General features: G+C 73.4%; 26 protein-coding genes and 2 pseudogenes. 14 read left to right on the forward strand and 14 right to left on the reverse strand.

All coding sequences use genetic code 11. From position 1 onward, the window contains the following. Positions 1-73: 73 nt before the first annotated feature. Entirely contained in the window at positions 74-1,204 is a 1,131-nt protein-coding gene (locus ACPXBU_RS02830) for a peptidoglycan recognition protein family protein (protein WP_425756151.1), read from the reverse strand. A gap of 212 nt (positions 1,205-1,416) precedes the next feature. Between ACPXBU_RS02830 and ACPXBU_RS02835 the strand changes: the two genes are divergently transcribed. The 3 genes and pseudogenes from ACPXBU_RS02835 (at position 1,417) to ACPXBU_RS02845 (ending at position 4,964) form a co-directional block, all read left to right on the forward strand. Further along, positions 1,417-2,622 carry a mechanosensitive ion channel family protein gene (locus ACPXBU_RS02835; RefSeq protein ID WP_425756153.1) on the forward strand — a complete coding sequence of 402 codons (1,206 nt, stop codon included), beginning with the start codon at positions 1,417-1,419 and terminating at the stop codon, positions 2,620-2,622. A gap of 211 nt (positions 2,623-2,833) precedes the next feature. Further along, positions 2,834-4,114: pseudogene (locus ACPXBU_RS02840) on the forward strand (MFS transporter); the annotation flags it as partial. Positions 4,115-4,247: 133 nt separating this feature from the next. After that, positions 4,248-4,964, forward strand: a complete 717-nt coding sequence (locus tag ACPXBU_RS02845; protein WP_425756155.1) for a metalloregulator ArsR/SmtB family transcription factor — start codon at positions 4,248-4,250, stop codon at positions 4,962-4,964. 153 nt (positions 4,965-5,117) lie between these two features. On the opposite strand, the gene ACPXBU_RS02850 is transcribed toward ACPXBU_RS02845, so the two are convergent. From ACPXBU_RS02850 to ACPXBU_RS02865, 4 genes are all read right to left on the reverse strand, one after another. After that, on the reverse strand, positions 5,118-5,537 hold the full coding sequence (locus tag ACPXBU_RS02850; RefSeq protein WP_425756156.1) for a YchJ family metal-binding protein: 420 nt from the start codon (positions 5,535-5,537) through the stop codon (positions 5,118-5,120). A gap of 179 nt (positions 5,538-5,716) precedes the next feature. Continuing rightward, positions 5,717-6,817, reverse strand: coding sequence for a magnesium and cobalt transport protein CorA (locus ACPXBU_RS02855; protein ID WP_425756158.1), 1,101 nt, complete (start codon positions 6,815-6,817; stop codon positions 5,717-5,719). Between the two features lie 110 nt (positions 6,818-6,927). Next, positions 6,928-7,539, reverse strand: a complete 612-nt coding sequence (locus tag ACPXBU_RS02860; RefSeq protein ID WP_425756160.1) for a class F sortase — start codon at positions 7,537-7,539, stop codon at positions 6,928-6,930. Between the two features lie 89 nt (positions 7,540-7,628). Further along, the gene (locus ACPXBU_RS02865; protein WP_393369004.1) at positions 7,629-8,114 is read right to left on the reverse strand and encodes a hypothetical protein; all 486 of its coding nucleotides are present in this window, start codon (positions 8,112-8,114) and stop codon (positions 7,629-7,631) included. 308 nt (positions 8,115-8,422) lie between these two features. Between ACPXBU_RS02865 and ACPXBU_RS02870 the strand changes: the two are divergent. The 4 genes and pseudogenes from ACPXBU_RS02870 to rnhA form a co-directional block, all read left to right on the forward strand. Then, a pseudogene (locus tag ACPXBU_RS02870) lies at positions 8,423-8,632 on the forward strand (MFS transporter); the annotation flags it as partial. A 103-nt stretch (positions 8,633-8,735) separates the two neighbouring features. Next, positions 8,736-9,383, forward strand: coding sequence for an MFS transporter (locus ACPXBU_RS02875; protein WP_425756162.1), 648 nt, complete (start codon positions 8,736-8,738; stop codon positions 9,381-9,383). 47 nt (positions 9,384-9,430) lie between these two features. Further along, positions 9,431-10,699, forward strand: coding sequence for a lycopene cyclase family protein (locus tag ACPXBU_RS02880; RefSeq protein ID WP_425756689.1), 1,269 nt, complete (start codon positions 9,431-9,433; stop codon positions 10,697-10,699). A 189-nt stretch (positions 10,700-10,888) separates the two neighbouring features. After that, positions 10,889-11,362 (forward strand): ribonuclease HI, encoded by a 474-nt coding sequence (gene rnhA, locus ACPXBU_RS02885; protein WP_030491933.1) that lies wholly within the window; start codon positions 10,889-10,891, stop codon positions 11,360-11,362. Positions 11,363-11,369: 7 nt separating this feature from the next. Here rnhA and ACPXBU_RS02890 read toward each other — a convergent pair whose 3' ends face one another. The 3 genes from ACPXBU_RS02890 to ACPXBU_RS02900 form a co-directional block, all read right to left on the reverse strand. Then, positions 11,370-11,606, reverse strand: a complete 237-nt coding sequence (locus tag ACPXBU_RS02890) for a preprotein translocase YidC (RefSeq protein WP_238648548.1) — start codon at positions 11,604-11,606, stop codon at positions 11,370-11,372. A gap of 72 nt (positions 11,607-11,678) precedes the next feature. Then, a complete protein-coding gene (locus ACPXBU_RS02895; RefSeq protein WP_425756165.1) occupies positions 11,679-12,566 on the reverse strand; it encodes a pentapeptide repeat-containing protein in 888 nt (295 codons plus the stop codon). A 73-nt stretch (positions 12,567-12,639) separates the two neighbouring features. Continuing rightward, a complete protein-coding gene (locus tag ACPXBU_RS02900; RefSeq protein WP_425756167.1) occupies positions 12,640-13,737 on the reverse strand; it encodes a DUF5919 domain-containing protein in 1,098 nt (365 codons plus the stop codon). A gap of 180 nt (positions 13,738-13,917) precedes the next feature. Here ACPXBU_RS02900 and ACPXBU_RS02905 point away from each other — a divergent pair, with 180 nt between their 5' ends. Both ACPXBU_RS02905 and ACPXBU_RS02910 read left to right on the forward strand, forming a co-directional pair. Further along, positions 13,918-14,526: a hypothetical protein gene (locus ACPXBU_RS02905; protein WP_425756169.1), complete on the forward strand. Its 609-nt coding sequence runs from the start codon at positions 13,918-13,920 to the stop codon at positions 14,524-14,526. Between the two features lie 102 nt (positions 14,527-14,628). Next, complete coding sequence (locus ACPXBU_RS02910; RefSeq protein ID WP_425756171.1) at positions 14,629-15,231, forward strand: MBL fold metallo-hydrolase; 603 nt, start codon at positions 14,629-14,631, stop codon at positions 15,229-15,231. Here the strand turns inward: ACPXBU_RS02910 and ACPXBU_RS02915 are convergent. Together ACPXBU_RS02915 and ACPXBU_RS02920 are read right to left on the reverse strand one after the other, a co-directional pair. Then, positions 15,204-15,941, reverse strand: coding sequence for a B3/B4 domain-containing protein (locus tag ACPXBU_RS02915; protein WP_393369022.1), 738 nt, complete (start codon positions 15,939-15,941; stop codon positions 15,204-15,206). The two genes, ACPXBU_RS02910 and ACPXBU_RS02915, sit on opposite strands and share 28 nt — an antisense overlap. A 7-nt stretch (positions 15,942-15,948) precedes the next feature. Further along, entirely contained in the window at positions 15,949-16,560 is a 612-nt protein-coding gene (locus tag ACPXBU_RS02920; protein ID WP_425756174.1) for a LysE family translocator, read from the reverse strand. A gap of 62 nt (positions 16,561-16,622) precedes the next feature. Here ACPXBU_RS02920 and ACPXBU_RS02925 point away from each other — a divergent pair, with 62 nt between their 5' ends. Continuing rightward, a complete protein-coding gene (locus ACPXBU_RS02925) occupies positions 16,623-18,101 on the forward strand; it encodes a PLP-dependent aminotransferase family protein (protein WP_425756176.1) in 1,479 nt (492 codons plus the stop codon). 46 nt (positions 18,102-18,147) lie between these two features. On the opposite strand, the gene ACPXBU_RS02930 is transcribed toward ACPXBU_RS02925, so the two are convergent. From ACPXBU_RS02930 to ACPXBU_RS02940, 3 genes are read right to left on the reverse strand one after another with little or no spacing between them, the layout of a single operon-like run. Further along, positions 18,148-19,569, reverse strand: coding sequence for a DUF6297 family protein (locus ACPXBU_RS02930; RefSeq protein WP_425756178.1), 1,422 nt, complete (start codon positions 19,567-19,569; stop codon positions 18,148-18,150). Next, a complete protein-coding gene (locus ACPXBU_RS02935) occupies positions 19,566-20,189 on the reverse strand; it encodes an ABC transporter ATP-binding protein (protein WP_393369031.1) in 624 nt (207 codons plus the stop codon). Before ACPXBU_RS02935 ends, ACPXBU_RS02930 begins: the two co-directional genes overlap by 4 nt. A gap of 45 nt (positions 20,190-20,234) precedes the next feature. Next, positions 20,235-21,233, reverse strand: coding sequence for a helix-turn-helix transcriptional regulator (locus tag ACPXBU_RS02940; protein WP_425756181.1), 999 nt, complete (start codon positions 21,231-21,233; stop codon positions 20,235-20,237). A 44-nt stretch (positions 21,234-21,277) separates the two neighbouring features. On the opposite strand from ACPXBU_RS02940, the gene ACPXBU_RS02945 reads away from it, so the two are divergent. From ACPXBU_RS02945 to ACPXBU_RS02960, 4 genes are read left to right on the forward strand one after another with little or no spacing between them, the layout of a single operon-like run. Next, positions 21,278-21,757: a hypothetical protein gene (locus ACPXBU_RS02945; protein WP_425756183.1), complete on the forward strand. Its 480-nt coding sequence runs from the start codon at positions 21,278-21,280 to the stop codon at positions 21,755-21,757. Next, positions 21,757-22,215: a hypothetical protein gene (locus tag ACPXBU_RS02950; protein WP_393369039.1), complete on the forward strand. Its 459-nt coding sequence runs from the start codon at positions 21,757-21,759 to the stop codon at positions 22,213-22,215. The genes ACPXBU_RS02945 and ACPXBU_RS02950 overlap by 1 nt, the downstream gene beginning before the upstream one ends. A gap of 60 nt (positions 22,216-22,275) precedes the next feature. Continuing rightward, entirely contained in the window at positions 22,276-23,778 is a 1,503-nt protein-coding gene (locus ACPXBU_RS02955; protein ID WP_425756185.1) for a flavin-containing monooxygenase, read from the forward strand. A 23-nt stretch (positions 23,779-23,801) separates the two neighbouring features. Continuing rightward, a complete protein-coding gene (locus ACPXBU_RS02960) occupies positions 23,802-24,707 on the forward strand; it encodes an SDR family NAD(P)-dependent oxidoreductase (RefSeq protein WP_425756188.1) in 906 nt (301 codons plus the stop codon). 12 nt (positions 24,708-24,719) lie between these two features. On the opposite strand, the gene ACPXBU_RS02965 is transcribed toward ACPXBU_RS02960, so the two are convergent. After that, positions 24,720-26,171 carry a cryptochrome/photolyase family protein gene (locus tag ACPXBU_RS02965; RefSeq protein WP_393369047.1) on the reverse strand — a complete coding sequence of 484 codons (1,452 nt, stop codon included), beginning with the start codon at positions 26,169-26,171 and terminating at the stop codon, positions 24,720-24,722. Positions 26,172-26,225 lie beyond the last annotated feature (54 nt).

A 26,225-nucleotide genomic window follows, 5' to 3' on the forward strand; every position in this document is an offset into this window, starting at 1 on the left:
CCGCCCCGGCTGCACCATCGCGCTGGTGGCAGGCCCGGTGGCGGTGCGGGGACGCCCGCACCGCCACCACCGCTCAGCGGTGCCGGAAGGATTGGCGGACCGACCCGCCGACGACGGTGCACCACGTGCTCGTGCTGAGTTTGCCGTTGCGGGGCAGGCCGTGCAGCGCCTGCAGATCCTGCACGGCCGCCCGGGTGGCGTGGTCGTACGCCCCGGTCGCGGTGACCGCGTACCCCTTGGTGGCCAGGATTTCCTGCACCGCCGTGACCGGCGCGCCGGTGGCGTGCTGGTCGAGCTCCGGAGCGAGGGTCTCCCACGTCGGCGTGGTGAGGGTGGCGTCCACGTCCACCGGAATGCCGTTACGGGCCTGCCAGTCCTGGACGGCCGCCACCGTCGCGGCGTCGAACGTGCCGCTGACCGTCACCGGGTAGCCCCGGTAGGCGAGCAGGTGCTGCACCACCCGGACGGAGGGGGAGTTGACGAAGCGCCACAGGTCCGGCCAGCGGCGGGCCGGCACGTCACCCGGCCTGGTGCCGAGGGCCGCGTGGACCCGCCGCCGCAGCTCCGGGAACTGCCGGTAGAACGCGGCCCCCGGGCACTCGGTGGTGCGGAAGTCCCAGTGGCCGAAGATGTCGTAGGCGTGCAGCCCGTACTGCCGGCAGATGGCGACGCAGAGCTTGACCAGCGAGTCGGTGAGTGCCTTCGGTGGCGTCTCGGTGACGTAGGTGCCCTCGTTCTCGATGCCGATGGCCCGGCCGTTCTCACCCGGACAGTGCGCCGAGATCATCTGCCGGTCGCCCGCTTCGAGGCGTTCCAGGCTGCCCCGGCGGCCCTCCAGCACGTAACCACCGCGGCTCACCGTGAAGTGCTGGCCGGTGTCCGACCAGCCGTTGCCGTCCATGTGCAGGTCCTGGCAGTCGTGGGCCAGTGTGACCGCCTGCTCGCGGGAGTAGTCAGTGACGTTGGGAAACGCCATGTGATGCACGATGATCTTGTTGGTGGCGATGGCGCTCACCGACAGCGGGTCCTTGGGCGGGCGGGCGGCCCACTCGTCACAGCTGATGATCCAGTCCAGGTCGGTGCCGGGCGCGGCCTGTGCCGTGGCGGGGAAGGCGAGTTCGCTCCCGACGACGGCGACCGTGGCGGCGCCGAGACCGGCCCGCAGCAGTGTCCGGCGGTCCACTTCGGAATGGTCGACGTGCATGACATCTCCTCCTGCGGCCGACGGCGGGGGGATGAAAAGTAGCTCCAGTGGCCGCACGCACTCCGGAGAATATTGCCAAGACTTGCCGGTGCGCTAGGGGGCGGCGCCCGCGATCCAGCCGGCCGGGCCGTCGGTGGCTGGCGTTTCCGCACGTCGGGTCGAGGGTAGGTCGGGGACTGACCATCCCCGGCTGCGCGTAAAGGAATGACCAGATGAGTGACAACGTCAGCGACGCGGTGGGCGACGCCCTCCGCTCGGTGATGCTCTTCCTGCCCAAGGCCGTTGCCTTCCTGGCGATCCTGGTGGCTGGTTGGCTGATCGCCAAGGCCGTGTTGAAGATCGTGGAGAAGGTCCTGGAGCGGGTGGGCTTCGACCGCGCCGTCGAACGCGGCGGCATTCGTCGGGCGCTGAGTCGTTCCCGGTACGACGCCAGCGACATCGTCGCGAAGCTCGTCTACTACGCGGTGCTCCTGTTCACCCTTCAGCTCGCCTTCGGCATCTGGGGGCCGAACCCGATCTCCGACCTGCTCGCCGCAGTGATCTCGTGGCTGCCCCGAGCCTTCGTCGCGATCGTCATCGTCGTGGTCGCCGCCGCCATCGCCAATGCCGTCAAGGACATCATCAGTGGCGCGCTCGGCGGGCTGTCGTACGGCCGGGTGCTGGCCAACATCGCCTCGGTGTTCATTCTCGGCCTCGGCGTCATCGCCGCGCTGAACCAGATCGGGGTGGCCACCGCGGTCACCACGCCCGTGTTGATCGCCGTGCTGGCCACCGTCGGCGGGATCCTCGTCGTCGGTGTCGGCGGAGGCCTGATCCGTCCCATGCAGAGCCGTTGGGAGGGGTGGTTGAGCCGTGCCGAGCAGGAGTCGCAGGTGATCGCCTCGCACACCCGCGCCTACCGGGCCGGTCGCCGCGACGCCGAGGCCGAGCTGGCCCGGCGGTCGGCCGCCGCCACCGACCCGGTCCGGCCGTCGCAGGCCGCCAGCGATCCGGAGGCCACCCAGGTGGTGACCGTGCCGGCCGACCCGCGGGTGGTGACCCGACCGGCCGATCCGGAGGCCACGCAGGTGGTGACCCGACCGGCAGACCCGGAGGTGGTGACCCGACCGGCCGACCCGGAGGCCACGCAGATCGTGACCCGACCGGCCGACCTGGACACCGAGCGGGTGCCGGCCGCGCTTGGCGACTCCGACACGACCCAGGTGGTCAGCCGAGGTGGTGTTGACGCCGACACGACCCAGGTGGTCGGCAGGGGTGGTGGCGGTGGCGATACGACCCAGGTGGTCAGCCGGGGTGGCGACGCCGACACGACCCAGGTGGTCAGCACCGGTGCCGGCGGTGCGGTGCCCGGACAGCGTGCCGGCGACGACAGCGAGACCACCACTGTCATCCCGCCGATCGACCCGAACCGACGCTGATTCGCCGCGGTGCCAGCGGGGTGTGGTCCGGAACGGACCGCACCCCGCTGTCAGGTGTCGGGCACGCCGAAAGCGCTCGCCGACGCGGCGGGACGCGGCTAGCATCGCCGGCATGACCTGGCGACATTGATCCCGCACCCTAGGCCGAAACCGTGGGCCGCCACGGGCACCGCACGTCCGGTGTCCGTCTCCACTCCCACGGGAAGGCCTCATGATCCACATCGCCACACGCGTGCCCGACCCGGCGGTCCGTCGGCTGACGACCACCCTCTACGGGTACGCGTTCCTCAGTGACCTCGTGCTGCTCTACCCGCTGTACGTGGTGTTCTTCGCCGACACCGGGCTGTCGGTGGGGCAGATCTCGTCGCTGTTCGTCATCTGGTCGGCGGCCGGCATCCTGTTCGAGGTGCCCTCCGGCGCGTGGGCCGACGTGGTGTCCCGCCGGTTGCTGCTGTGCCTCGCCCCGCTGGTGACCGCCGCCGGGTACGCGCTGTGGGTGTCGCTGCCGTCGTACCCGGCTTTCGCGGTCGGTTTCCTGCTCTGGGGCGCCGGCGGGGCGTTGGTCTCCGGTGCGCTGGAAGCACTGGTGTGGACCGAGTTGGATCGGCTCGGCGCGGTCGGCCGCTACGCCCGGGTGCTCGGGCGGGCCCGGACGGCGGGCGTGCTGGGCGTGGTGCTCTCCGGAGTGCTCGCCGGCCCGGTGCTCGCCGCCGGCGCGTACCCGGCGATCGGCGCGGCCAGCGTGCTCGCCTGCCTGCTCGCCGCGGTGGTCGCCACCCAACTCCCGGAGCACCGCGCCCCGGCCGCCGTGTCCGTCCCGGTCCCCGAGTCGGCGCTGTCCGCCCGGTCGGTGGGTGCCGCACCACTCCGACCGGACGAGCCGGACACCGTCCCACCCGCGAGCCCGCACGACGATGGTGACCTGGGGTGGTGGGACACGCTGCGCGCCGGAGTGGCGCAGGTCCGCACCCATCCGCCGGTACGGGCCGCCGTGCTGCTGGTGGCCGTGGTCGCCGCCGACTGGGGTGCCCTGGACGAGTACACACCGCTGCTGGCCCTGGACACCGGCGTCGGAGCGCAGGCCGTACCCCTGCTGCTCCTGCTGCTCTGGGCCGGGGTGACAGTCGGCGGGCTGCTCGCCCCGGCGGGGGAGCGGCTGGGCAGCCGAGGGTACGGCGCGCTGTTGGGGCTGGTCGGCGTCGCACTGGCCGGAGGTGCCCTGCTTCGGCACCCGGCGGGGTTCGTGCTGCTCGCGGTGGCCTTCGGCGCCGCGCAGTTGGCCACCGTGCTGGCCGACGCGCGACTCCAGGCCCGGATCACGGGCACCAGCCGCGCCACCGTCACCTCCCTGGCCGGGATGGCCACCGACGTGCTGATCATCGTGGCGTACGCCGTCTACGGTCTGCTCGCCACGGCGGCCGGCAACGCGGTGGCGTTCGCGCTGACCGCCGGGGCGTACCTCGTGGTGGCGCTGGTGCTAGTGGCCCGCCGCCGGTCGCCTGCCGAACTCGCCCTCGGTGGCGGAAGGCTGATGACTGAGAGTCGCAGTGATTCGCGCCACCGTCACGTAAGGTTATGTCGGGAGTTCTTGACATGTCGGGAAGCTCCGACGCATCATTCCTGACGTGCCCGACGACGACCTCTTCCTGGCGCTGGCGAATCCGGTCCGCCGACGTTTGCTGGAAATCCTGACCGACGGGCCCCGCACGGCAGGCGACCTCGCCGCCAGCTTCGACCTGAGCCGGCCCGCCGTCGCGGAGCACCTGCAGATCCTGCGGCGGGCCGGGCTCGTGCACGACCAGCCCAGCGGACGACAACGGCACTACCACCTGACCGCCGAGCCGCTCGCCCAGGTGGGCGACTGGCTCCATCCCTTCGAGCGGTTCTGGCGCCAGCGCCTCCGCAGCCTCGCCGACATGCTCCAGGAGGAGACCATGACAGATACCGCCACCATCGCCGTGGACCAGTTCATCGCCGCGCCGCCATCGAAGGTCTGGCGCAGCCTCACCGAGCCGGAGTTGCTCGCCCGCTGGTGGGTGCCGGGCGACGTCGCCGCCGTCGTCGGCCACCGCTTCCACCTACAGATGCCCGGTTGGGGAGCGGTGGCCTGCGAGGTCACCGAGGTCGAGCCCGAGCGGCGTCTCGTCTACACGTTCAACGAGAACTGGGCGCTGACCTGGCGGCTGGTTCCCGAGGGCAACGGCACCCGGCTGTTCCTGGACCACTCGGGATTCGACCTCGACGACCCCCGGTCCCGAGACGCCTTCGCGCGGATGGGGCCCGGCTGGCGGGACCAGATCCTCCCCGGCCTCGCCCGGTTGGCCGCCGACCTGCCGGACTGATCACCCGAATCGACGAGGTGCCCGGCGGCGGCCCGAGGAGGCCGCCGTCGGCAATCCTCTCGGTCTGCGCCGCGGCGGACGCGGGAGACGGGGCCGCGGGCGGCTCGGTGGCCGGCTCGGCGGCCTTGTTGGTCAGGTGCCGACGAGCGGCGGTCAGGTTTGGTCACCGTCGACGTAGACCCATCGGCCGTCCTCGCGGACGAACCGGCTGTGCTCGGTCAGGGTGCCGGGCTTGCCCGTGTCGCGGTAGTGGGCGTGGAACGTCACGGTGCCGGCGGCGTCGAGCAGGCCGCCCCGCTCGGTCTCGACGATCTCCAGTCGGGTCCACCGCTGCCCCGGGTCGAGCTCCAGCGAGGCGGGCCGGGTCGAGGAGTGCCAGCTGCGCAGCAGGTAGCCGGTGTCGCCGAGGGCGAAGGCACTGAACCGGGAGCGCATCAGCGCCTCGGCGGTCGGTGCCTGCGCGTCGCCGTCGTGCACGGGCGCACAGCAGTCCGCGTACGCCTGGCCGGAGCCGCACGGGCACACCCGTCCCGTCGTGGCGTTCGCCCGCCGTCGTCCCGCACCCTTACCCACGTCGCCATCCTGCCGTACGGCCGAGCGGCCCCGTACCGCGCCTCTCCCGCGATCTTGCACTTTCGGTCGCGGCATAAGGGGCAAAAGAGGCATAACGACGACAGAAAGTGCAAGATCGGCGGGCCGGGCTGGGCCGGGCCGGGCTGGGCCGGGCCGGGCTGGGGTGGGGTGGGGTGGGGTCAGAGCCAGCCGGAGCGGCGGAACAGGCGGTACAGGGCCAGGGCGACAACGGCCATCAGGGTGAGGGAGGCGGCGAAGCCGTGCCGCCAGGCCAGCCCCGGCATGTGGTCGAAGTTCATGCCGTAGATGCCGGCGATGCCGGTCTGGGTGGCCGCGATGGCCGCCCACGCCGCGATCTTGCGCATGTCGTTGTTCTGTTCGACGGCGAGCTGCGCCAACCGGGACTGCACGATCGAGGTGAGCAGGTCGTCGTACGCGGCGACCCGGTCGACGGCTCGGGCCAGCCGGCCGTCCACGTCGACGAACCAGCGGTGCAGGGCGCGTGGCGGGCCGTCGGGGTCGAGCAGTGTCCGCATCGGAGCCTGCAACGGCAGCACCGCCCGCTTGAACTCCACCACCTCCCGTTTGAGCTGGTAGATGTGCTGGATGTCGACAGCGCGGTCGCGGGCGAACACCGCCTCCTCGACCCGTTCCAGGTCCCGCTCCACGTGCCCGGCCACCTCCAGGTAGGTGTCGACCATCCGGGCGCAGACCGCGTACGCCACCGCCCAGGGCCCGGTGGCCAGCAGGGCGGGACGGCGCTCGATGTCGGCGCGGACGCTGCGCAGCGCCCCGGCGGCGCCGTGCCGCACGGTGATGGCGAACCGGTCGCCGAGCAGCACCATCACGTCGCCGGTGTCGATCACCTCGGAGGTGTCGGTCAGCTCGTCGTGTTCCACGTACCCGGCGGTGCGCAGCACCAGCAGTGTGACCGGCCCGTGCTGCTGCACGGTGGGTCGGTGCCCGTCGGCGAGGGCCTGCTCGACGGTCAGCTCGTCGAGGCCGAAGGTCCGGCCGACCGCGGCGAGCACGGCCGGCCCCGGGTCGTGCAGACCCAGCCACACGAAGGCGTTGCGGCCGTGCCGCGCCCGGGCGTACGCGTCGGCGTAGTGCCGCTGGCCGGGCTCGCGCCGACCGTCCATGTAGACGGCGCAGTCGACGACCGCGTCCGGGTTGGACCGGCGCGGGGTGGGGGAGTCGCCCTCGACCCGGCCGAGCAGTCGACGGGCCAGGGCACGTACGCCTCGACCCGCCCGGTCCCGTACCGGTCGCTGATCCACCGCGTGCCTCCCCGTCGCCCGCGCACCGCCCCGGTCACGGTGCCCGCCGGGGATGGTGCCACCGCATTCTGCCGAGCGGGGTCGGGCGCCCGACAGGCGGGCGACGGTGTTCAGGCGGTGCGGGTGGCGAAGACGACGACGTTGTCGACGTAGTTGCCGGTCGTGGCGTCGAACCGGCCGCCGCAGGTGATCAGGCGTAGCCCGGCGGCGTCCGCCGGGCCGTAGACGAGCGTGGTGGGAAAGTGCTCCTTCGGGTACGCGCGGACGTCGTCCACGGTGAACGTGGCGACCTGCGCGTCGGCACGGGTGATCTGGATCTGCGCGCCGCCGCGCAGCCGGCCGAGGTCGAAGAAGACGGCCGGTCCGGCGGGGGAGTCGACGTGTCCCACCAGGACGGCGTTGCCGGTTTCGCCGGGGCTGACCCCGTGCCGGTACCAGCCGGCGAGGGTGGGCTTGTCAAGTGGCGGCACCTCCAGCACCCCGGCGGTGTCCGCGCCGACCGGAACGACCTCCGCGCGTACGTCGATGGCGGGGATCCGCACCCGGACCGGCGCGGCGCGGGGCAGCGGCGCGAGGTCCGGCGCGGGATGGGTGCGCCTCGGCGCGTCGGCCGGCGGTGGTGGTGGCCGCGTCGGGTCGGCGGTGAGGCCGACGGTGATCAGCCCCAGCCCGGTCACTCCGAGCAGGGCCACCACGGCCGGTAGGGTCCGCCGCCACCACACGTGGGCACACCTCCGTAGGGCATCGTCGGGGTGCCCGCGCCGGTGTCACCGGTGCGGGCACCCGTCCTCAGGGATGGAGCAGTCGCCGATCAGGCGACAGTGGACACCGGGCGTCGCCGGCGGATCAGGACCACCGCGCCGGCGAGGGCGGTGCCGAGCAGGGTGCCGCCGGCGGCCAGAGCGCCGGTGTCGCGGCGGTCACCGCCGGAGCCGGCCGGCGCGCCGCCGATCGGGGTGACGGTGAACGTCGCGGTGCCCGCCGAGCTGCCGTCGCCGCAGGTCGCGGCCACCGTGTACGTGCCCAGGGTGAATCCGGCGGTGAAGAGTTCGGCGCTCAGCCCGCCGCCGGCGGCGGCCGTGGTGGATCGGACGTTCTGGTCGCGGTTGGGGCCGGTGACCCGGAAGAGGGCGTCACCCGACTTCGGGTTGCAGGTCGTCGCGGTGAGCACGACGGTCCCACCGACCGGGGTGGTGGCCGGTGACACGGTCGTGTCGGCCAGTGCGGCGCCTGGCAGCAGGAGCGTGCCGAGGCCCACGCCGAGCGCCGCCGAGCAGAGTGCTGTTGAGACCTTCATACGCGTCTTCCCTCACTTTTCGTCCGCTGACTGCGTGGGACGTCGTTCGGGTGGCCAACTCCGTGACTAGCACCGGTGTGCCCAACACTAGGTGGGTTGGGTCCTCGATCAGGTGAAAATGAGAATTCCTCGTTGCCGTCACGTGTCCACCAGAAGGCGGGGAGAGCTGCGAGCTGTCGTCCCTGGGTCGATGGCGAGGTATGGCGTCGGCTGTCCACGAGCCGGTGGGCGCGACCGGCCGGACGGGTGGATAAAGGCCGTGGTCGCCGGCCGAGACGCTGGTAGGTTCGCTCGCCGTGACACCGAACGTGGGAGCTGGTCTGGGAACGACGTTCGCCCGACTCTGGGCGGCGACGACCCTGTCGGCCCTGGGCAGCGGTCTGGCCACCGTCGCCGCGCCGCTCTTCGTCGCGTCGCGTACCGACGACCCGCTCGTGGTCGCCGGGGCGTCCGCCGTGGCGTGGCTGCCGTGGCTGCTCTTCGCCCTGCCCGGCGGGGTGCTGGTGGACCGGATGGACCGGCGCCGCCTGATGATCGTCATCGACCTGGTCCGGGTGGTCGCGCTCGCCGTCCTGGCCACGGCGATCGGCCGGCGAGACGGGCGAACGCCGTACCCGCTCGATGGGTGGCGAGATCGTCGAGGGGCTGCGGTGGTTGGCGAACCAGCGGTTGCTGCGCACGATGGCCGTGCTGATCGGTCTGCTCAACGTGACCCTCACCGCCGCGCTCGCGGTGCTGGTGCTGCTCGCCGGCGAGCGGCTCGGACTCTCCTCCGTCGGCTACGGCCTGCTGTTCACCTGCATGGCCGCCGGTGGGGTGCTCGGCGCGTTCCTCGGCGACCGGATCATCGCCCGGATCAGCGCCACCTGGACGATCCGGATCGGCCTGCTCGTCGAGGCGGGCCTGCACCTGGCGTTGGCCGCGTCGCGCAGCACCATCGTGGTCGGGTTCGCGCTCTTCGCCTTCGGCGTGCACGGCGCGCTGTGGAACATCGTGGCGAACTCCCTGCGCCAACGACTCACCCCGCCGGCGTTGCAGGGGCGGGTGGCCAGCACGACCCTCTTCGTGGCGGCCGGTGGCAACTGCGTGGGCGCGCTGCTGGGCGGGGTGCTCGCCGCCCGGTTCGGCATCACCGCGCCGTACTGGGTCGGGTTGGTGGTGGCCATCGGCGTCGCCGCCGCCACCTGGCGGGTCTTCGACCGCGCGGCGGTCACGCGCGCCTATGCCGACCCGCCCGCGGTCGAGCAGCAGCGCACGCCCGTGCCCTGAGTGGTGCGGCGGGTGGCGGCGGGCTGCGGTGTGGCAGCGTGGTGCGGGTGACCGATTCCGCGCCGCTCGACGTCGACCTCGCGCTGCTCGGCGGTGGCGGCGCGGCCTCGCTGCTGCTGGCCGCGCTGGACCGGCACGGCGTCCGGGACCTGCGCATCGCCGTCGTCGATCCGGTCCGCCGACGCGGTCAGGACCGCACCTGGGCGTTCTGGGGCCACCCGGGCACCGACCTGGACCCGCTGCTCAGCGCGAGCTGGCAGCAGGTCGAGGTGGCGACGACGGCCCGGCGCCGCGTCCTGGACCTGACCCCGCTGCGGTACGCCATGCTCCGCTCCGGCCCGGTCTACGACCGGGCTGCCGATGCCGAACGTCGCCTCGGTGCCACCCGGATCGTCGCCCCCGCCGAGATGGTGACCGACGACGGCACGCGGGTGCTGGTGCGTACCGGCGACGGGCGCGTGGTGCGGGCGGCCTGGGTGCTCGACTCCCGACCCCGCCCGCCGGCGCGAGCGGGGCGAACCACCTGGTTGCAGCACTTCCGGGGGTGGTGGCTGGAGGCCGACCGGCCGGTGTTCGACCCGGCGCGCGCCGTGCTGATGGACTTCCGCACCCCGCAGCCACGCCGAGGCGTCTCGTTCGGGTACGTGCTCCCGGTGAGCGACAGGTACGCCCTGGTCGAGTACACCGAGTTCTCGCCCGACCTGCTCACCGACGCCGGGTACGACGCGGCGCTGGCCGGCTACCGCGACCTGCTCGGCCTGGACCCGGCCGGGCTGCGGGTGCGCGAGGTGGAGAACGGGGTGATCCCGATGACCGACGCGCCGTTCCCGGCCCGGCCCTCGCCTCGGGTGGTCCGGTTCGGTACGGCCGGCGGCGCGACCCGACCCTCCACCGGCTTCACGTTCTCCGCCATGTACCGCCAGGCCGACCAGGTGGCCCGCGCCCTCGCGGCGGGCCGCGCGCCGATGCCCGAGCCGGCGTACCCGCGCCGGCACCTGTGGATGGACGCGGTGGCCCTGCGAGCGCTGGACCGGGGCGGGGTCGGCGGCCCCGATTTCTTCGACCGGCTCTTCGACCGCAACCCGGCCGAGCGGGTGCTGCGCTTCCTCGACGGGGTCACCACCCCGGCCGAGGAGGTCGCGATCATGAACTCGACCCGGCTGCTGCCGATGATCGCCGCCACCGCCGGAGACGCGGCGCACCGCGCCCTCGACCGGCTGCGCCCGACCCGTCCGGCGCCGGCAGTCCCGCCCGCGGTGGTGGGGGATCCGCTGGGCGCGGAGCCCGGCGCGGGTGGAGCGACCCGTGGGACCTGACCGGCGTCGTGTCCTGCGCCGCCTGTAGAGCTGCCCCGCCAGTGGGGCACCGTGGGCGGGGCACGGTGGGCGGGGCACCGCAGGCGGGGCACCGGGGGCGGGCCTCGGGCACCGTGGGCGGGGCGTCGCCCCGGCGTGCCGGCCCCCCGAGCGGGGAGGACGACGTCACCGCCCGGTAGGTTGCCGGGCATGGTGGACGCGGCGGCCGGCAGGGGCGTGCAGATCTGGACCGACGGGGCGTGCAGTGGCAACCCCGGGCCGGGCGGTTGGGGCGCGCTGTTGCGCTACGGCGACCACGAGCGGGAGTTGTGCGGTGGCGAGGCCACGCCGACCACGAACAACCGGATGGAGCTGATGGCGGCCATCCAGGCGTTGGAGAGCCTGAACCGGCCGGTCACCGTGGAGCTGCACACCGACAGCACGTACGTGCGCAACGGCATCACCAGTTGGCTGGCGTCCTGGAAGCGCAACGGTTGGCGGACCGCCGCGAAGCAGCCGGTGAAGAACGCCGACCTGTGGCAGCGGCTGGAGGCGGCCTGCGAACGGCACGAGGTCACCTGGCTGTGGGTCAAGGGGCACAACGGCCACCCGGAGAACGAGCGGGCCGACGGGCTGGCCAACAAGGGCATGACCGAGGCGCGAGCCGCACTGACCAGCCGCTGAGCCCGGGTCAGCGGGTCGCGTCGGGGTGCCCCGGCATGCTCGACCCGCCGCCGCTGCTGCCGGACGAACCACCGGCGACACCCGAGTTGTCGGGCTCGGTCACGATGTCCGGCCGGACGTCGGTGTCCGCCGGCGCGGGCACCTCGGTGTCCGCCTCGACCTGCACCAGCGGCACCTGGCCGGCCTCGTCCTCGCTGTGCTGCGGGTCGCCCGGCAACTCACCGTCGCGCTTTCGGTAGCCCACGCCGTGCCCCCCGTCGATGCCGGTCCGCGTCGGCGCTGGCTACCCGGCGTCGTACCGGCCGAAACCTCGCGCTCAGCGCCGTCGGCGGCGGCCGGTGGAGGCGGTTGCCCGGGAGGGCTGGCGGACCGGGGTGAGCGGCAGCGCCGTCCAGTGCGGCGGCCGGGTGTGGGTCGCCGGCAGGACGGTGCGTGCGTCGCCCCGAGCGGCGTCCAGCTGGGACTGGTGCAGGAAGAGCGTGCTCCGCAGATCGGCCCCGCGCAGGTCGGCCCCGCGCAGGTCCGCGCCCGTGACGTCGGCCCGGCTCAGGTCGACGCCGCGCAGGTCGGCGCCGATCAGCAACGCCCCGCGCAGGTTGGCCCGGCGCAGGTTGGCCCGGCGCAGGTCGACGCCGGGCAGGTGCGCGCCCCGGTGGTCGGCGCCACCGGGTGCGCGGGCCGCGTCGCTGGCCCGGGACAGCAGCGGGTTGACCCGGTCCCGGTGCGCGGCGACGTCCACCGTGCGCAGGCGCGCCGGGTCACCCTCGGTCAGTGCCGCCGTCTCGGCGCGGGCGCGGACCAACTCGTCGCGCAGGTCGGCCGGCGGATGCAGCGCCAGCGCCTCGGTGACGTACCAGAGCAGTTCGTGCAGGGGGCGCAGCACGGCGAACGCCTCCGCCATGGCCGGCAGCGTCTCCGGCGCGTCCCGCCAGTCCCGCCCGCCGAAGGTCACCTGGGCGACCTGCTGCCCGGCCCCGAAGCAGTCGAACACGGTGCAGCCGGGAAACCCCCGTTGGCGCAGCTCGGTGTGGATGCCGCAGCGGTGGTCCGGACCGAGGTTGGGGCAGGCCCGCCCGGCCGGCTTGTCGATGGCGAAGTCCGCCGAGCGGGCGAACGCGGGCACCACGCAGCACAGGCCGAAACAGCGTCCGCAGTCGGCGCGGAGCTGCGCCGACCCGGGCGGCGGTGCGGTGCTGGGCGACACGTGGCGGGTCCTCCTGGCGTTCGGGGCGAGGCCACAATTGTCTCGCGCCCCGAGCCGACCGGTCGGGTGGGGGTCACCGTCCGTGCGTGTCGTCGGCCGCCGCCGAGCGGGGCGCCGGCGGACGGGAGCTGCCCGGTGGCGGCACCAACCGGTAGATCGCCCGCTCCCCGTCGGCGTGCCCGTACTTCTGGTCGAAGTGTCGTTTCACGGTGTCGGCCGGCGTGTGGTCCCCGTCGGCGGGCTCCGCCAGCGCGAACATCGCGGGGGACGCCCCGGGCGCGCGGGGCGGCAGCATGGCGCGCGCGGTCAGTTGCCCGGTCACCCGGAACCCACGGCAGTCGACGTAGTGCTGCCCGTCCACCGTCACGTACGGCACGCGTACCTCGGCCACGTCCGAGTCGTCGTGCAGGAGGGTGACCATGACCGACCAGTAGCGCTCCAGGTCGAGGGTGGCCTGTTCGTGCTCCCACAACTCCTCGAACCGGGCGTGCACGAACCCGCCCCACGGGCTGTCCATGTCGACCTCGAGCTGGGGGACGTTGAACGACAGCTTCCCGATCGGGAAGAACGAGATCAACGCCCGCCCGTCCCACTGGTAGAGCTGGATCGACGGGGACGCGTCGTAGAGCCGGATCTGCAGGCGTTGCCGCAACCGGGCGTCGAGGGCGTCGGTGAAGGCGACCAGGTGGCGCAGGTTGGTGCGGATCTGCCGGGGCACGTCGACCCGCTGCCGTTCCAACTCCTCGGAGCGTTGCTGCGCGGCGGTGCAGTCCGGATCGAGCAGGAGAAGCTGCACCTGCGCGCCGTTGGCGAGCGCCGTCCGGATCGCGCTCAGCGTCTCCTCGCGGTGCCGCTGCTCCAACAGGATCGTCCAGGTGTCGAGGATGCGCACCCGGCGGCCGGAGCGGTGCAACCGGGTCACGAACGCCTGCTGGTCGAAGCTCAGGTGCTCCTGCACCCGTGCCTTGCGGGCCTCCTCGAACAGCGGGTCGAAGATGACGTACGAGATGGCCGCCAGCACCACGCTGGCACCGAGGTTGAGCAGCAGGTCGCTCAGGAAGCCGGTGCTGCGCCAGGCGCCCACGAGCATGACGACGGCGACCCCGAGCAGGGCCCCACCGACGACGAAGGCGCGTCGTTGCCGCCCGCCTCGACCAGCCCACCCGGGCATCCGGTCCCCTTCCGCTGTCGGTCGGCCCACCGCCGTTTGCTGATCACCGGAATTCGGAGGATACGTGCCCGCTTTGCTGGGCGCTGTCCCCTTCTCCGAGCGGCCGGTTCACCGCTCGGAGAAGCTCCGCCGCTCATAGGGTGACGGTAACGGAGTCGTGCGACCACGGAGGGTGGCGGGGTGGACGAGGGCGAACGCGAGCAGGCGCTTCTCTCCGTCCTGACCACCGAGCACTACGCGTTGCAGACGTCCCGCGCCGGAACCATCGCCGAGGCCACCGGCCGCGCCACCATCTTCCTGTCGGTCCTGTCGGCGGCGCTGATCGGCCTCGGCTTCGTCGCCAGCAACGACAAGCTGGTCCGGCCGTACCTGGCCGCGGTGCTGCCGACGCTTGTCATCCTCGGGGTGCTGACGTTTCTGCGGCTGGTGGAGACCACCGTGGAGAACTCGTTGGACCTGCGGCGGATCCAGCGCATTCGGGCCTACTACCAGCATCATCTCGCGGGCGAGCACGACTTCTTCGCCGACGCGGTGGTGGCCGACGACGCCATGAGCACCGCCTGGAACCTGGTCGGCACGCGACCGGGGCGGTGGGAGTTCCTGCTGACCACCGCCGCACTCGTGGGCGCGGTCAACGCGGTGCTGACCGGGCTCGGCGTCGCTCTGGTGGCCGCGACCGTCGGGGCCGGGAGCGTGGTGACGGTCGCCGTCGGGGTGCTGGTCGCGGTGGTGGCGTTCGCGGCGCAGTTCGCGTACATCGCCCGGGCGTCGGCCGCGCCGATGCGTTGACGTCGCCCGCCCGTGCCGGTCAGACCGATCGCCAGTCGTCGTTCGTCGACGCCGCGGCCTGGGGACCCATCAGCCGATCTGTCGACCGCGTACCGTCGCCGGATGCGGATCACCCGATTCACGCACGCCTGCGTCCGGATCGAGCACGACGGCGGGGTGCTTGTCGTCGACCCGGGGACGTGGAGCGAGCCGCGCGCCCTCGTCGGCGCGGACGCCGTCCTGGTCACCCACGAACACACCGACCACGTGGACGTGCTGCGCCTGGCCGGCCTGGGCGTCCCCGTGTACGCCCCGGAGGGCGCCCGACTGCCGGATCTCGTGCCGCTGCCGGTGACCCGGGTCCGCGCCGGGCAACGCTTCACGGCGGCCGGCATCGAGGTCACCGCCCACGGTGGCCGACACGCCGCGATCCACGAGGGGCAGCCCGACTGCCCCAACCTCGGCTACCTGATCGGCGACGGGCTCTACCACCCGGGCGACGCCCTGCACGTGCCGGACGAGCCGGTGCGGACCCTGCTCGTCCCGGCCCAGGGGTCCTGGCTGCGCCTCGACGAGGCGATCCGGTTCGCCGCCGCCGTGGGTGCCGCCACGGCGTACCCGATCCACGACGCGCAGCTCAACGAGCGAGGGCTGGCCAGCGTCGCCGGCTGGTTCGGCGAGACGATCCCCGGCTACCGTCACCTGCTGCCCGGCGACACCGCCTGACCCCGGTCGTCGCCCGCCGGGGTGCGGAACCGGGGCGCGGCGGCGGTGAGCACCGCGGCGGCCGTCGGGGCGGACCACCGGATGGTCAGTTCCGTCACGAGGTCGGCGACCAGGCGGCTCACGGCCGGCCCGCCTCCCGGGTGCAGCGCCTCGGCGACGATCAGCACCGACGAGGTGCCCGCCCGCACGGCCGACCAGCCGCTCTGCCGGTTCGTCCACCGTCGGGCGTGTGCCCGCCCGGCGGAGTCGACGAATGTCACCTCGCCCGGCTCGGGATGCTCGGTGTCGCCCGCGAAACTCAGGTACGCCTCGTCGCCGTGTGCCGGCCGGACCACCAGGTCGCCGTCGACCCGGTCCAGGTCCAGCGCCGCGACCGGGATGGCGTACGCGGCCGAGATGGCGTTGCAGAGGTCGACGAGCGGGTGCACCCGGGGCAGCTCGCCGTCGAGGCGCAGCCGACGCAGCAGCGCCTCGGCGGCGCAGCGGTACTTGGTGGGGCGCAGCCCCATCGCCGCGTACGCCCGCCGCCACGCCTGGATCTCCGGGAACCCGCTCTCGGCTCCACCGGCCAACCGCCGCCGCGCCTCGGCGAGATGAACTGCCGTGCGTGCCGCCACGTCGGCGGTGGCGGTGATACCGGCGGCCTGCACCACACCGGCGACCAGATCGGGGTACGCGTCGCGAAGCTGCGGAGAATGTTCGAACTGCACGGTGGTCCTATCGTTCGGTGAGGGCGAGGGTCACGCCGAGCGCGACGAACGTGCCGGCGGCGGATCGGCGCAGCCAGTCGGTGACGCGGGGGCGGGTCAGCACCCGGTCGCGTACCCGGGCCGCGAAGATGCCGTAGCCGCTGAACACCACGAAGGTGAGCAGCATGAACACCGCGCCGCAGCCGAGCATCATCCGGGTCGAGCCCGGTGCCGTGGTGTCCACGAACTGCGGCAGGAACGCGACGAAGAACATCGTCGGCTTCGGGTTGAGCAGGTTGACAAGCACCCCGGAGACGATCACCCGGAGCGCCGAGCGGGGTGGGGCGTCGGTCGTCACCGCGAAGGCGTCGCGGTCCCGAATCATGGACCAGGCCAGGTAGAGCAGGTAGCCGACGCCGAGGTAGCGGACGGTCTCGAACGCCACGGCGCTGGTCTGCATCAGCGCGGCCAGCCCGGTCATCGCCGCCAGCAGGTGCGGCAACGTCCCCAGCGTGCAGGCGAACGCGGCCAGCACCCCGGCACGGGCGCCCCGGGACAGGCCGGCGGAGAGGGTGAAGAGCACCCCGGTGCCGGGGGTGACCACCACGATCAGCGTGGTGATCAGGAACGGGATGGTCACGGTCGTCCTCCGGCGGGGTTGGCAGGTCGGGCTCCTGTTCACTCTGCTGCCACAATGGCCCGATGGGCAGAGCCAAAGCGACCATGTCCGAGGGGTCCATAACGGCCGGGTCGGACTTCCTGCACCTGAGCCTCGCCGACGCGGAGCCGGGCGGACGGACCGACTGGCTGACCGACCGGCTGCGGCAGGCCATCGCCGAGGGACGGGTGCCCGTCGGCGAACGGTTGCCCCCCACCCGGGTGCTCGCCGCCGACCTCGGTGTCTCCCGGGGCGTGGTCACCGAGGCGTACCAGCGCCTGGCCGAGGAGGGGCACGTGTCCGGTCGGGGCCGGGCCGGAACGGTGGTCGTCGGCGCGCCGGCCGCGTCCACCTCCGCCCCGGCCGCCGCGCCGGCACCGCTCGCGACCTTCCCGCCGGCACCGGGCACCGACATCTTCGACGCGGTACGCGCGGCGCACGCGACAATCGACCTGACGCCCGGCGTACCCGACCTGACCGCCTTTCCCCGTGCGGACTGGCTGCGCGCCGAGCGAATCGTGCTGCGCCGCCTCGCCGCGGCCGACCTCGGCTACGGCGACCCGCGCGGCGCGCCCGCGCTGCGACAGGCCGTCGCCGCCTGGTTGGCCCGCAACCGCGGGATCAGCGTCGACCCCGTCGAGGTGATCATCGTGGCCGGCGTCTCCCAGGCGCTCGGGCTGATCGCCCAGGCACTCACCGCCGCCGGTGTCGACCGGATCGCGGTCGAGGACCCGGGCTCGCTCGGCGTGCGGCAGCACCTGAACAACTGGCGGATGGACACCCCGCCGATCAGTGTCGACGACGCCGGGCTGCGGGTCGACGAGTTGGCCGCCAGCGGCGTACCGGCGGTGATGCTCACCCCCGCGCACCAGTTTCCGACCGGCGTCGTGCTCGACGGTGACCGCCGCCGCCACCTCGTCGCCTGGGCGCGGGCCGGCGGTCTGATCATCGAGGACGACTACGACGCCGAGCACCGCTACGACAGGGCGCCGGTGCCGGCGCTGCGGGGCCTGCTGCCCGAGCAGGTCTGCTACGCCGGCAGCGTCTCCAAACTGCTCGCCCCCGCCCTGCGGGTCGGCTGGCTGCTGGTGCCACCGCGACTGCGCGAGGCGGTGGTGGCCGCCAAGCGCAACGCCGACCTGGGCAATGCCGTGCTCCCACAACTGGTGCTCGCGGAGTTGCTGACCTCCGGCGCCTTCGAGCGGCATCTGCGGTTGCTGCGCCGTCGACACATCCGTCGGCGGGACGCGATGATCGCCGCGCTGGCCCGTGCGCTGCCGTCGGCGACGGTGCACGGCGCCGCGGCCGGCCTGCACCTGATGATCACGCTGGACGACGACGTGGTCGACACCGAGCTGGCGGCGGCGACGCTGGCGCGTGGGGTGAAGGTGCAACCGCTGTCCTGGCACTGCCAGCGTCCCTACCCGCCGGGCCTCGTGCTCGGCTACGCGGCCCGTACGACGACCGAGATCGACGAGGGCGTCGCGCAGATCGCCGCCGCGCTCGGCCGCCGCCGGTCTTGAGCACCGCCAGTGCCGCCGGGCGTCTCCCCGGTTGCGGGGTGGGGGCTCAGCCCAGGAACAGCTGCACCAGCACCAGCGCGGCGAGCAGCGCCGGCCCGCGCGAGCCCTGGCGCACCAGATCGACCGGCATCATGCCGAACGGCGTGTTGACCGTCGCGCCACCGTAGTTGATCGGCGGACGGGTGCCGGCCCGGAACGCGGCGGCCACCACTCCCAGCGCCAGCGTCGGCGCCAGCCAGGACGGCCCCGGCTCGACTGTCGGCAGGGTCAGCAACCACCACAGCCCCGCGCCGACGGCCGGCACCACCACGTGGATCCCGCGCAGCAGCGCGTCGCTGCCGCCCAGAGCCCGGCGCAGTCCGGGTGACCGGCTGATCGACCGCAGGCCACCGGTCAACCGGTTGGCGGCGAGGTACGCGAACACCACCTGCGCGGCCCCCGCCAACCCGGGCAGGGCGAGCGCGGCAGCGTACTGCACACCGATCAGCGTCACCCAGAGCAGCAGGGCGCTCGGGTGACGGCGCAACCGGCGTACGTCAGCCTGCAGAAACGCCCACCAGGCGGGACCGGGCAGCAACCGGCGGCTGCTGACCCGGCCGATCCGACGCCACCGCCGGCTCTCCACCAGGCCGGTGAGCAGGCTCGGATCGAGCAGGATCGTGGCCGTGGCGGCGGCGTTGGCGAACTGCGCGCCGGTGGTGAGCGTGGCCCGGTCGACCTGCGGCAACGCGCGTACCGCGCGGATCGTGCCCAGTCCCGCGAGGGGCAGCGCGAGGGCGAACAGCGCGACTGTCGGCGTCACCGCCGGCCGGGGCAGCCCGTCGCCGAGGTGACCGAGGAGCACCACCACTGCGGTGACGACGGCGGCCACCACCATCGGCGCCGCGCCGGCCACCGCCGGCCACCGTCGACCCGCCCGGCTGCTCTGGGCGACGACGCTGAGCGCCAGCGCCGCCGCACCCCAGGCCGCGCCGGCCGCGGCCGCCCAACCCAGCGTCGCCGGATCGCTGGCCCCGCCGAGCGCCGCCACGGCCAACCCGAGCACCGCCGTGCCCACCGCGGCACCGGCCAGCAGCAGGACGAACCGTGGCGCCAGCCACGCCCGCCGGTCGACAGGCGCGCTCGTCGCCCAGCTCTGCGTGGCCGGGGTGACCAGCAGCGGTCCCAGCGCGCGCAGGCCACGCCAGGCCAGGCCGGCGCCGGCCAGCAGCGCGGCGAGCGCCAGCCACCAGCGCACCCCCGGCTCCGCCTGCCCCACCGTGGGCGAATCCAGCAGGTCACGGCTCGCGCTGATCGCGAACCAGCCGTACATGCCCGTGAACAGGACGATGACGTACGCGTCGCCCAGCACCTCACCGAGGGAGTGATCGTGGTGTCGGCTGCGGGCCCGGCGCAGGTGGGTACGCAGTTGCCGGGCGGTGGGCACCCCGGCCGGCGTGGCGGCGATGGTGGCCGGTGGGGCGCTCACCTGCCGATCTCGATGCGCTCGTCGACCACCGCGTCGATCAGCTCCGGGTCGTGCGAGGCCAGCAGCACGGCGGTGCCGGCCTCGCGTTCCCGCACCAGCCGCTCGGCCAGCCACTGTCGCCCGCGTACGTCGAGGCGCTGCTCCGGCTCGTCCAGGATCAGCACACGGCGTGGCCTCACGAAACAGGACGCCAGCGCCAATCGGCGGCGTTGCCCGCTGGACAGGGTCACCGGGAGCTGGTCGCGGGCCGGCTCCAGACCCAACTCGGTGAGCACCTCCTCGACCGGCTCGGCGTTGCCCCCGTGGGCGTACGCGACAAGCTCCAGGTGCTCGACCACGGACAGGTCCGGGAAGAAGTCGATGTCGTCCAGGGCGGCCGCCACCAGCGCCCGGACCTGCGGGTCGGTCTCGTCGGCCCGGCGGCCCTGCACCAGCACCTCGCCGGCGTCCGGCCGGTCGGCGCCGACCACGCAGCGCAGCAGGGTGGTCTTGCCGCTGCCGTTGGGCCCCAGCACCACCGCGATCCGGCCGGCCGCGAGCGTGAAGCTCACGTCGTCGAGCACGACCAGGTCGCCGAAGTTGCGGCTAAGTCCCCGTACCGAGAGCGCGTCCACGATCACAGAGTCTCCCAGAGCGGTCCCACCGACCAACCTGAGCGACCTATGTCACGCGGTCGGCGGCGTCGTCGGGTCGGGCGGGTAGAGCGCGGCGAGCGCGGCGGCGGTGGCGGCCAGGCGTTCGCGCAGCGCGACAGGGGTCAGCACCTCGACGTCGGCGCCGAGGCGCAGCAACTCGCCGTGGGCGTGGGTGAGCGACTCGATCGGCAGCACCGCGGTCACCCAGCCCCGCGCGTCCGGCGGCTGGGCGCTGGCGTCCACCGCGGTCACCACCGGATCGCTGCCGATCTCGCGCAGCCGTTGCCGGCCGGCCGGGGAGAGCCGGACGGTGGCCTCGTCGCGGTGCAGGCGGGCCCGGAACTGCACCACGTGTGCCCGCCACCAGGCCGGCAGGTCGAAGTCGGCCGGTCGGACGAACTCCTGCGGCAGCGGGGTCAGCGCGAGGATCTGGTTGACCCGGTAGGTCGCCGGAGCGCCCCGGCCGGGCTGGTCGGCCACCACATACCAGCGGCCGCCCTTGAGCACCAGACCGTACGGCTCCAGCACCCGGGTCACCTCGCCGTTCCACCCGCGGTAGCGCACCTCGATCCGGTGCTGCCGCCAGACCGCCTCGGCGGTGCGGGACAGCTCGGGGGAGGCGTCGCCGTCGGCGTACCAGCCGGGGGTGTCCAGGTGGAAGCGTTGTTGGAGCTGGGTCGCCCGGTCGCGCAGGGGAGCGGGGAGCGCGGCGTGCAGCTTGAGTCGCAGCGCGCCCACCACGTCGCCGTAACCCAGCTCGTCGGCGGGGCCGGGCAACCCGGCCAGGAACAGCCGGTCGGCCTCGTCGGCGGTGAGCCCGGTCAGCCGGGTCCGCCAGCCGTCGACAAGGTGGTAGCCGCCGGCGTGCCCGGCCTCCCCGTACAGCGGGATGCCGGCGGCGTGCAGCGACTCCACGTCCCGGTAGATCGTGCGGGGGGAGACGGCCAGCCGTTCGGCGAGCTGGGTGGCGGTCAGCCGGCCGTGTTGCTGCAGCAGCAGCAGGAGGGAAAGAAGTCGAGAAGCCCGCACTTCACTGACACTAGTTGTCAGGGGACCCGTCCTACCGTCCCGGCATGGCATTTCGCGACAAGGAACTTCGGGCGCCCGGACCGATTACTGTGGACGGCCGGCAGCTCAAGCGCTACCACATAGACCAGCCGGAGCAACCGATCGAGCCGGAGGTGGAGAAGGCCGCGTACGACCACCTGCCGTTGCTGCTCGTCGACCTCGACGACGACGGCACCCCGGCCGCCGGCTGGGTGGTGCTGCACCGGGGCGCGGACACCGGCGCCTACCTGCTGGCGTACACCTGGGTGTGGGACAACGCGCTGGAGGTCCGGGTCGCCGCGGCCGGGCAGCCGGCGCTGGACTGCCCGGACGAGGACCCGACCCACTTCGTGGAGGTCGGTCGACCCGCCGTCGGCTGCGTGTGGGAGTTGGCGGTGTTGGAGCACGAACGGGCCGCCTGGGTTCGGCACGTCCTTGCGCCGGAGGCACCCGACCTGACTGGATATCTCAACGACACGCGAGCGGAAGGGCCGGTGGGCCGCTGATGGGCGACTTCGACTTCTATGTGGGCACGTGGAACGTGGTGAACCGGCGGCTGCGCAAGCGGCTGGTGGGCTCCGACGAGTGGGAGGAGTTTCCGGGGGTGTCGGTCGCGCACAGCTTCTTCGGTGGTGGCGGCAACTTCGACGAGATCACCTTCCCGACCAAGGGCTCCGCGGGCGCCACGGTCCGGATCTTCGACCCGGCCAGCGAGGAGTGGTCGATCTACTGGATGAGCAGCGTCGACGGCGTGCTGGGGCTGCCGCCGATGGTGGGCCGCTTCGTCGACGGGGTGGGCCGCTTCTACGCCGACGACCAGCACGAGGGTCGACCGGTGCGGTGCCGGTTCATCTGGTCGGACATCAGCGCGACCACCGCCCGCTGGGAGCAGGCGTTCTCGGTCGACGGCGAAAAGACCTGGGAAACCAACTGGATCATGACCTCGACCCGGGTGTCCGACTAGTTTCCGGCCATCAGGGGGCGGTGTTAGTGTCCGACCACCGCCCCCTGCTGGAGGAACGCGATGGCCTCCGACCACGTCGACGTGCTCATCGTCGGCGCCGGCCTGTCCGGCGTCGGCGCGGCCTGCCACCTGCGCCGCGACTGCCCGGACAAGACGTACGCGGTGCTGGAGGCGCGCGACGCCGTCGGCGGCACCTGGGACCTGTTCCGCTACCCGGGCATCCGGTCCGACTCGGACATGTTCACCCTCGGCTACTCGTTCAAGCCGTGGACCGCGCCGAAGGCCATCGCCGACGGCGCCACCATCCGGGAGTACGTGCGGGAGACCGCCCGGGAGTACGACGTGCAGCGGCACATCCGCTTCCGGCACCGGGTGCTGCGCGCCGACTGGGACAGCGGCACCGCCCGCTGGACGGTGCACGCGCAGCGCACCGACACCGCCGAGACGGTGGTGCTGACCTGCTCGTTCCTGTTCGCCTGCACCGGCTACTACCGCTACGACGAGGGATACACCCCGGCCCTGCCCGGCGTCGACGCCTACGGTGGGCGGCTGGTGCACCCGCAGCACTGGCCCGAGGACCTCGACCACAGCGGCCGGCGGGTGGTGGTGATCGGCAGCGGCGCCACCGCGGTCACCCTGGTGCCGGCGTTGGCCGAGCGGGCCGCCCACGTGACGATGCTCCAGCGCTCACCCACGTACGTCCTGGCGCGGCCCTCGCGCGACCGGCTGGCCGACGCGCTGCGGCGCTGGCTGCCGGCGGCCGCCGCGTACCCGGTGGCGCGCTGGAAGAACGTGCTGCTGTCCACCGCCACCTTCCAGCTCAGCCGCCGCGCCCCCGGCCTGGTGAAGCGGCTGCTGCGCCGGGCCGCCGCCGGCCGGCTCCCGGTGGGGTACGACGTCGACAGGCACTTCGCGCCCCGGTACGACCCGTGGGACCAGCGCCTCTGCGTGGCCCCCGACGGCGACCTGTTCACCGCCGTGCGCGAGGGCAGGGCGTCGGTGGTGACCGACACCATCGACACCCTCACCGCGCACGGTGTCCGGTTGACCTCCGGCGCCCAGGTGCCCGCCGACATCGTGGTCACCGCGACCGGGCTCAACCTGCTCGCCCTCGGTGGCCTGACCCTGTGCGTGGACGGCGCCGAGGTCGACCTCGCGAGCACCGTGGCCTACAAGGGCATGATGGTGTCCGGGGTGCCGAACTTCGCGCTGACCCTCGGCTACACAAACGCGTCGTGGACGCTCAAGGCCGACCTGGTCGCCGGGTACGTCTGCCGGTTGCTGCGCCACCTGGACCGCACCGGCCAGCAGGTCGTCACCCCGCTTTCACCCGACGACGACGCGCGCGTGCCGCTCATCGACCTGCGCTCCTCCTACGTGCTGCGCAGTCTCGACGCGTTGCCCCGGCAGGGCGTGCGCGCACCCTGGCGGCTGCACCAGAACTACGCCCGCGACGTGTTGCTGATGCGGCACGGCCGGCTCACCGACGAGGGGGTGCGCTTCTCCCGCGCCACCGCGCCCGCCCCGCGTCCCGTCCCGACCCGTCCGGCCGCTCGCCGGTAACCGTCAGCGGAGGAGCACCGATCGTGCGGAGATTCGACTTCACCGGCGCGACAGCCGTGGTCACCGGGGCGGCCAGTGGGATCGGCGCGGCGCTGGCGCACGCGCTTGCCGGCCGGGGCACCGACCTGGTCCTGCTGGACCGCGACGCCGACCGGCTGGACGCGGTCGCCGCCGCGATCCGCGCCGACCACCCGGACCGTCAGGTGCACACGTACCTGGTGGACCTCGCCGACGCGGACGCCACCGCCCGGGTGGCCGCCGAGGTCGGTCGGCGGCACCCGCGCGTACGGCTGCTGGTGAACAACGCCGGCGTCGGCCTCGGCGGCCGGTTCGACCAGGTGACGTTCGACGAGTTCAGCTGGGTGGTCGACGTCAACTTCCGGGCCGTGGCGCAGCTGACCCACGCACTGCTGCCGACGCTGAAGGCGGAGTCCGGCGCGCACCTGGTAAACGTCTCCAGCCTGTTCGGGCTGATCGCGCCGGCCGGGCAGGCCGCGTACTCGGCGAGCAAGTTCGCGGTGCGCGGCCTCACCGAGGCGCTGCGCCACGAGCTGGTCGACGACGGCATCGGGGTGACCTCGGTGCACCCCGGCGGGATCCGCACCCGGATCACCGCGAACGCCCGGATCGGCAGCGGCGTCTCACCCGAGGAGTACGCGGCCGGCCGGGAGCAGTTCGAGAAACTGCTCACCATCGCGCCGAGCCGGGCCGCCGAGGTGATCCTGCGCGGCGTCGAGCGGAGGCGCGGCCGGGTGCTGATCGGCTGGTCGGCGAAGCTGCCGGACCTGCTGGCCCGGGTCCTGCCGGCCTCGTACAACCGGTTGCTGGTCGCCGGCCTGAACCGGCGCGTCGTCCGCCCGGCGCCACCCGTCCCCGGTGTGCCGGCGCCTCGCCCCGGCGACGCCGACGCGGCCCGCGAGGTGGCCTGACCGGCGGCGCGGTCACGGGGGTGTGCTGCCCCGCTTCTCCTCCTGGGCCAGCACCGCCTCGCGGTGCTCCGGCTCGTCGCGGCGGGCCAACTCGGCGGCGAGCCGCGCATCGGTCGCCAAGCGCACCCGGTTGCGGTGCAGGAAACTCTCGAAACCCCCGGTGTACGGGCAGGCCAGGTCGCCGAGCGCCTGCTCCGGGACGTAACGGCAGCCGGAGCAGTAGTCGCTGATCTCGTCGATGTCGGTGCCGTCCACCGCGTACGGGCGGGTGTCCACCCGAGCCAGGTCGGCGTACTGGCTCATGCCGATCACCGTCGCGTTCATCACCCAGTCGGCGCCGTCGACGAAGCAGCGCTGGAACCAGTCCGCCACGTCGGTGGGGCGCCAGCCACGTTGCAACGCGTAGTTCGCCAACACCAGCAGCCGGGGCGTGTGGTGCGTCCAGGCTCCGTCCCGGACGGTGGCGAGGACGTCGGACAGGCAGCGGGCCTCCACCGCGTCGGCGTCCAACTCGGCGAACCACTGCGGCAGCGGCTCCGTCGCGGCCAGCCAGTTCGCCCCCCGGTAGCGCGGCTCGAAGTACCAGTACAGCTGCCAGAGGAACTCCCGCCAACCGAGCAGCCCCCGGATGAACGGCTCCACCGCCGTACGCGGGGCCGTGCCGGCCCACCACGCCTGCTCGGCGGCGCGTACCGCGGGCTCCGGGTGCAGCAACCCGAGGTTGAACGAGGACGAGAGCGTCGAGTGCGCGAGCAGCGGGTCCGCACCGCTCATCACGTCTGCGTAGCGACCGTAGCCGGGTAGCCGATGGGTCAGGAAGTGCGTGAGTCGGGCCTGCGCCTCGGCGTGGGTGGCCGGGTGCCGCCGGGGACCGTCGCGGCCGACGAACCGCACCCCGTCGGCGGCCCACCGGTCCAGGTCACGGCGGACCTCCGCGTCGATGTCATCCTCGACGATCGGCGGGGGTGGAGGTGGTGCGACAGGCGCGGCGCGGCTCTCGGGTCGCGGTCGGCGTCCCGGCCCGGTCGTGGCGGTCAGCACGTCGTGGCGGCGGCGGGCGTGCCGGTAGAAGTCGGCCATCCGCAGTGTGCCGCGGCGCGCGCGGTCCGCCCAGTCGGCGAAGTCGGTCCGGCTGGTGATGAAGCCGCGCGGCGGCAGCACGGTCAGCTCCGGCACCGATTCTGCGAAGCGCAGCGCCGCCCGCGAGTGCGGATGGCACACCTCCAGTGGCTCACCGACCTGCGCCAGCGCCTGCCGGAACGTGTCGGTGCGCAGCAGCAGCGCCCGGTCACCCAGCTCGGCGGCGCGGTGGCGCAGCGCGGACAGGATCAGGTGCGCCCGCTGTCGGTGCATCGGCCGGCGGCGGAACAGGTCCCGGACCTCCACCAGCAGCACCGGTTGGTCGGGGTCGTCGAGGAAGTGCGGCCCGAGTTGATCGGCCAGCAACCATCGGCGGCGAGGCATGCCGTAATTCTGCCTACCCGCGGGCCGTCCCGCTCGGTGCCGCACCGGAATGGC

Source organism: Micromonospora sp. DT231 (assembly GCF_049847025.1).
In the GTDB taxonomy this organism is placed as follows: domain Bacteria; phylum Actinomycetota; class Actinomycetes; order Mycobacteriales; family Micromonosporaceae; genus Micromonospora.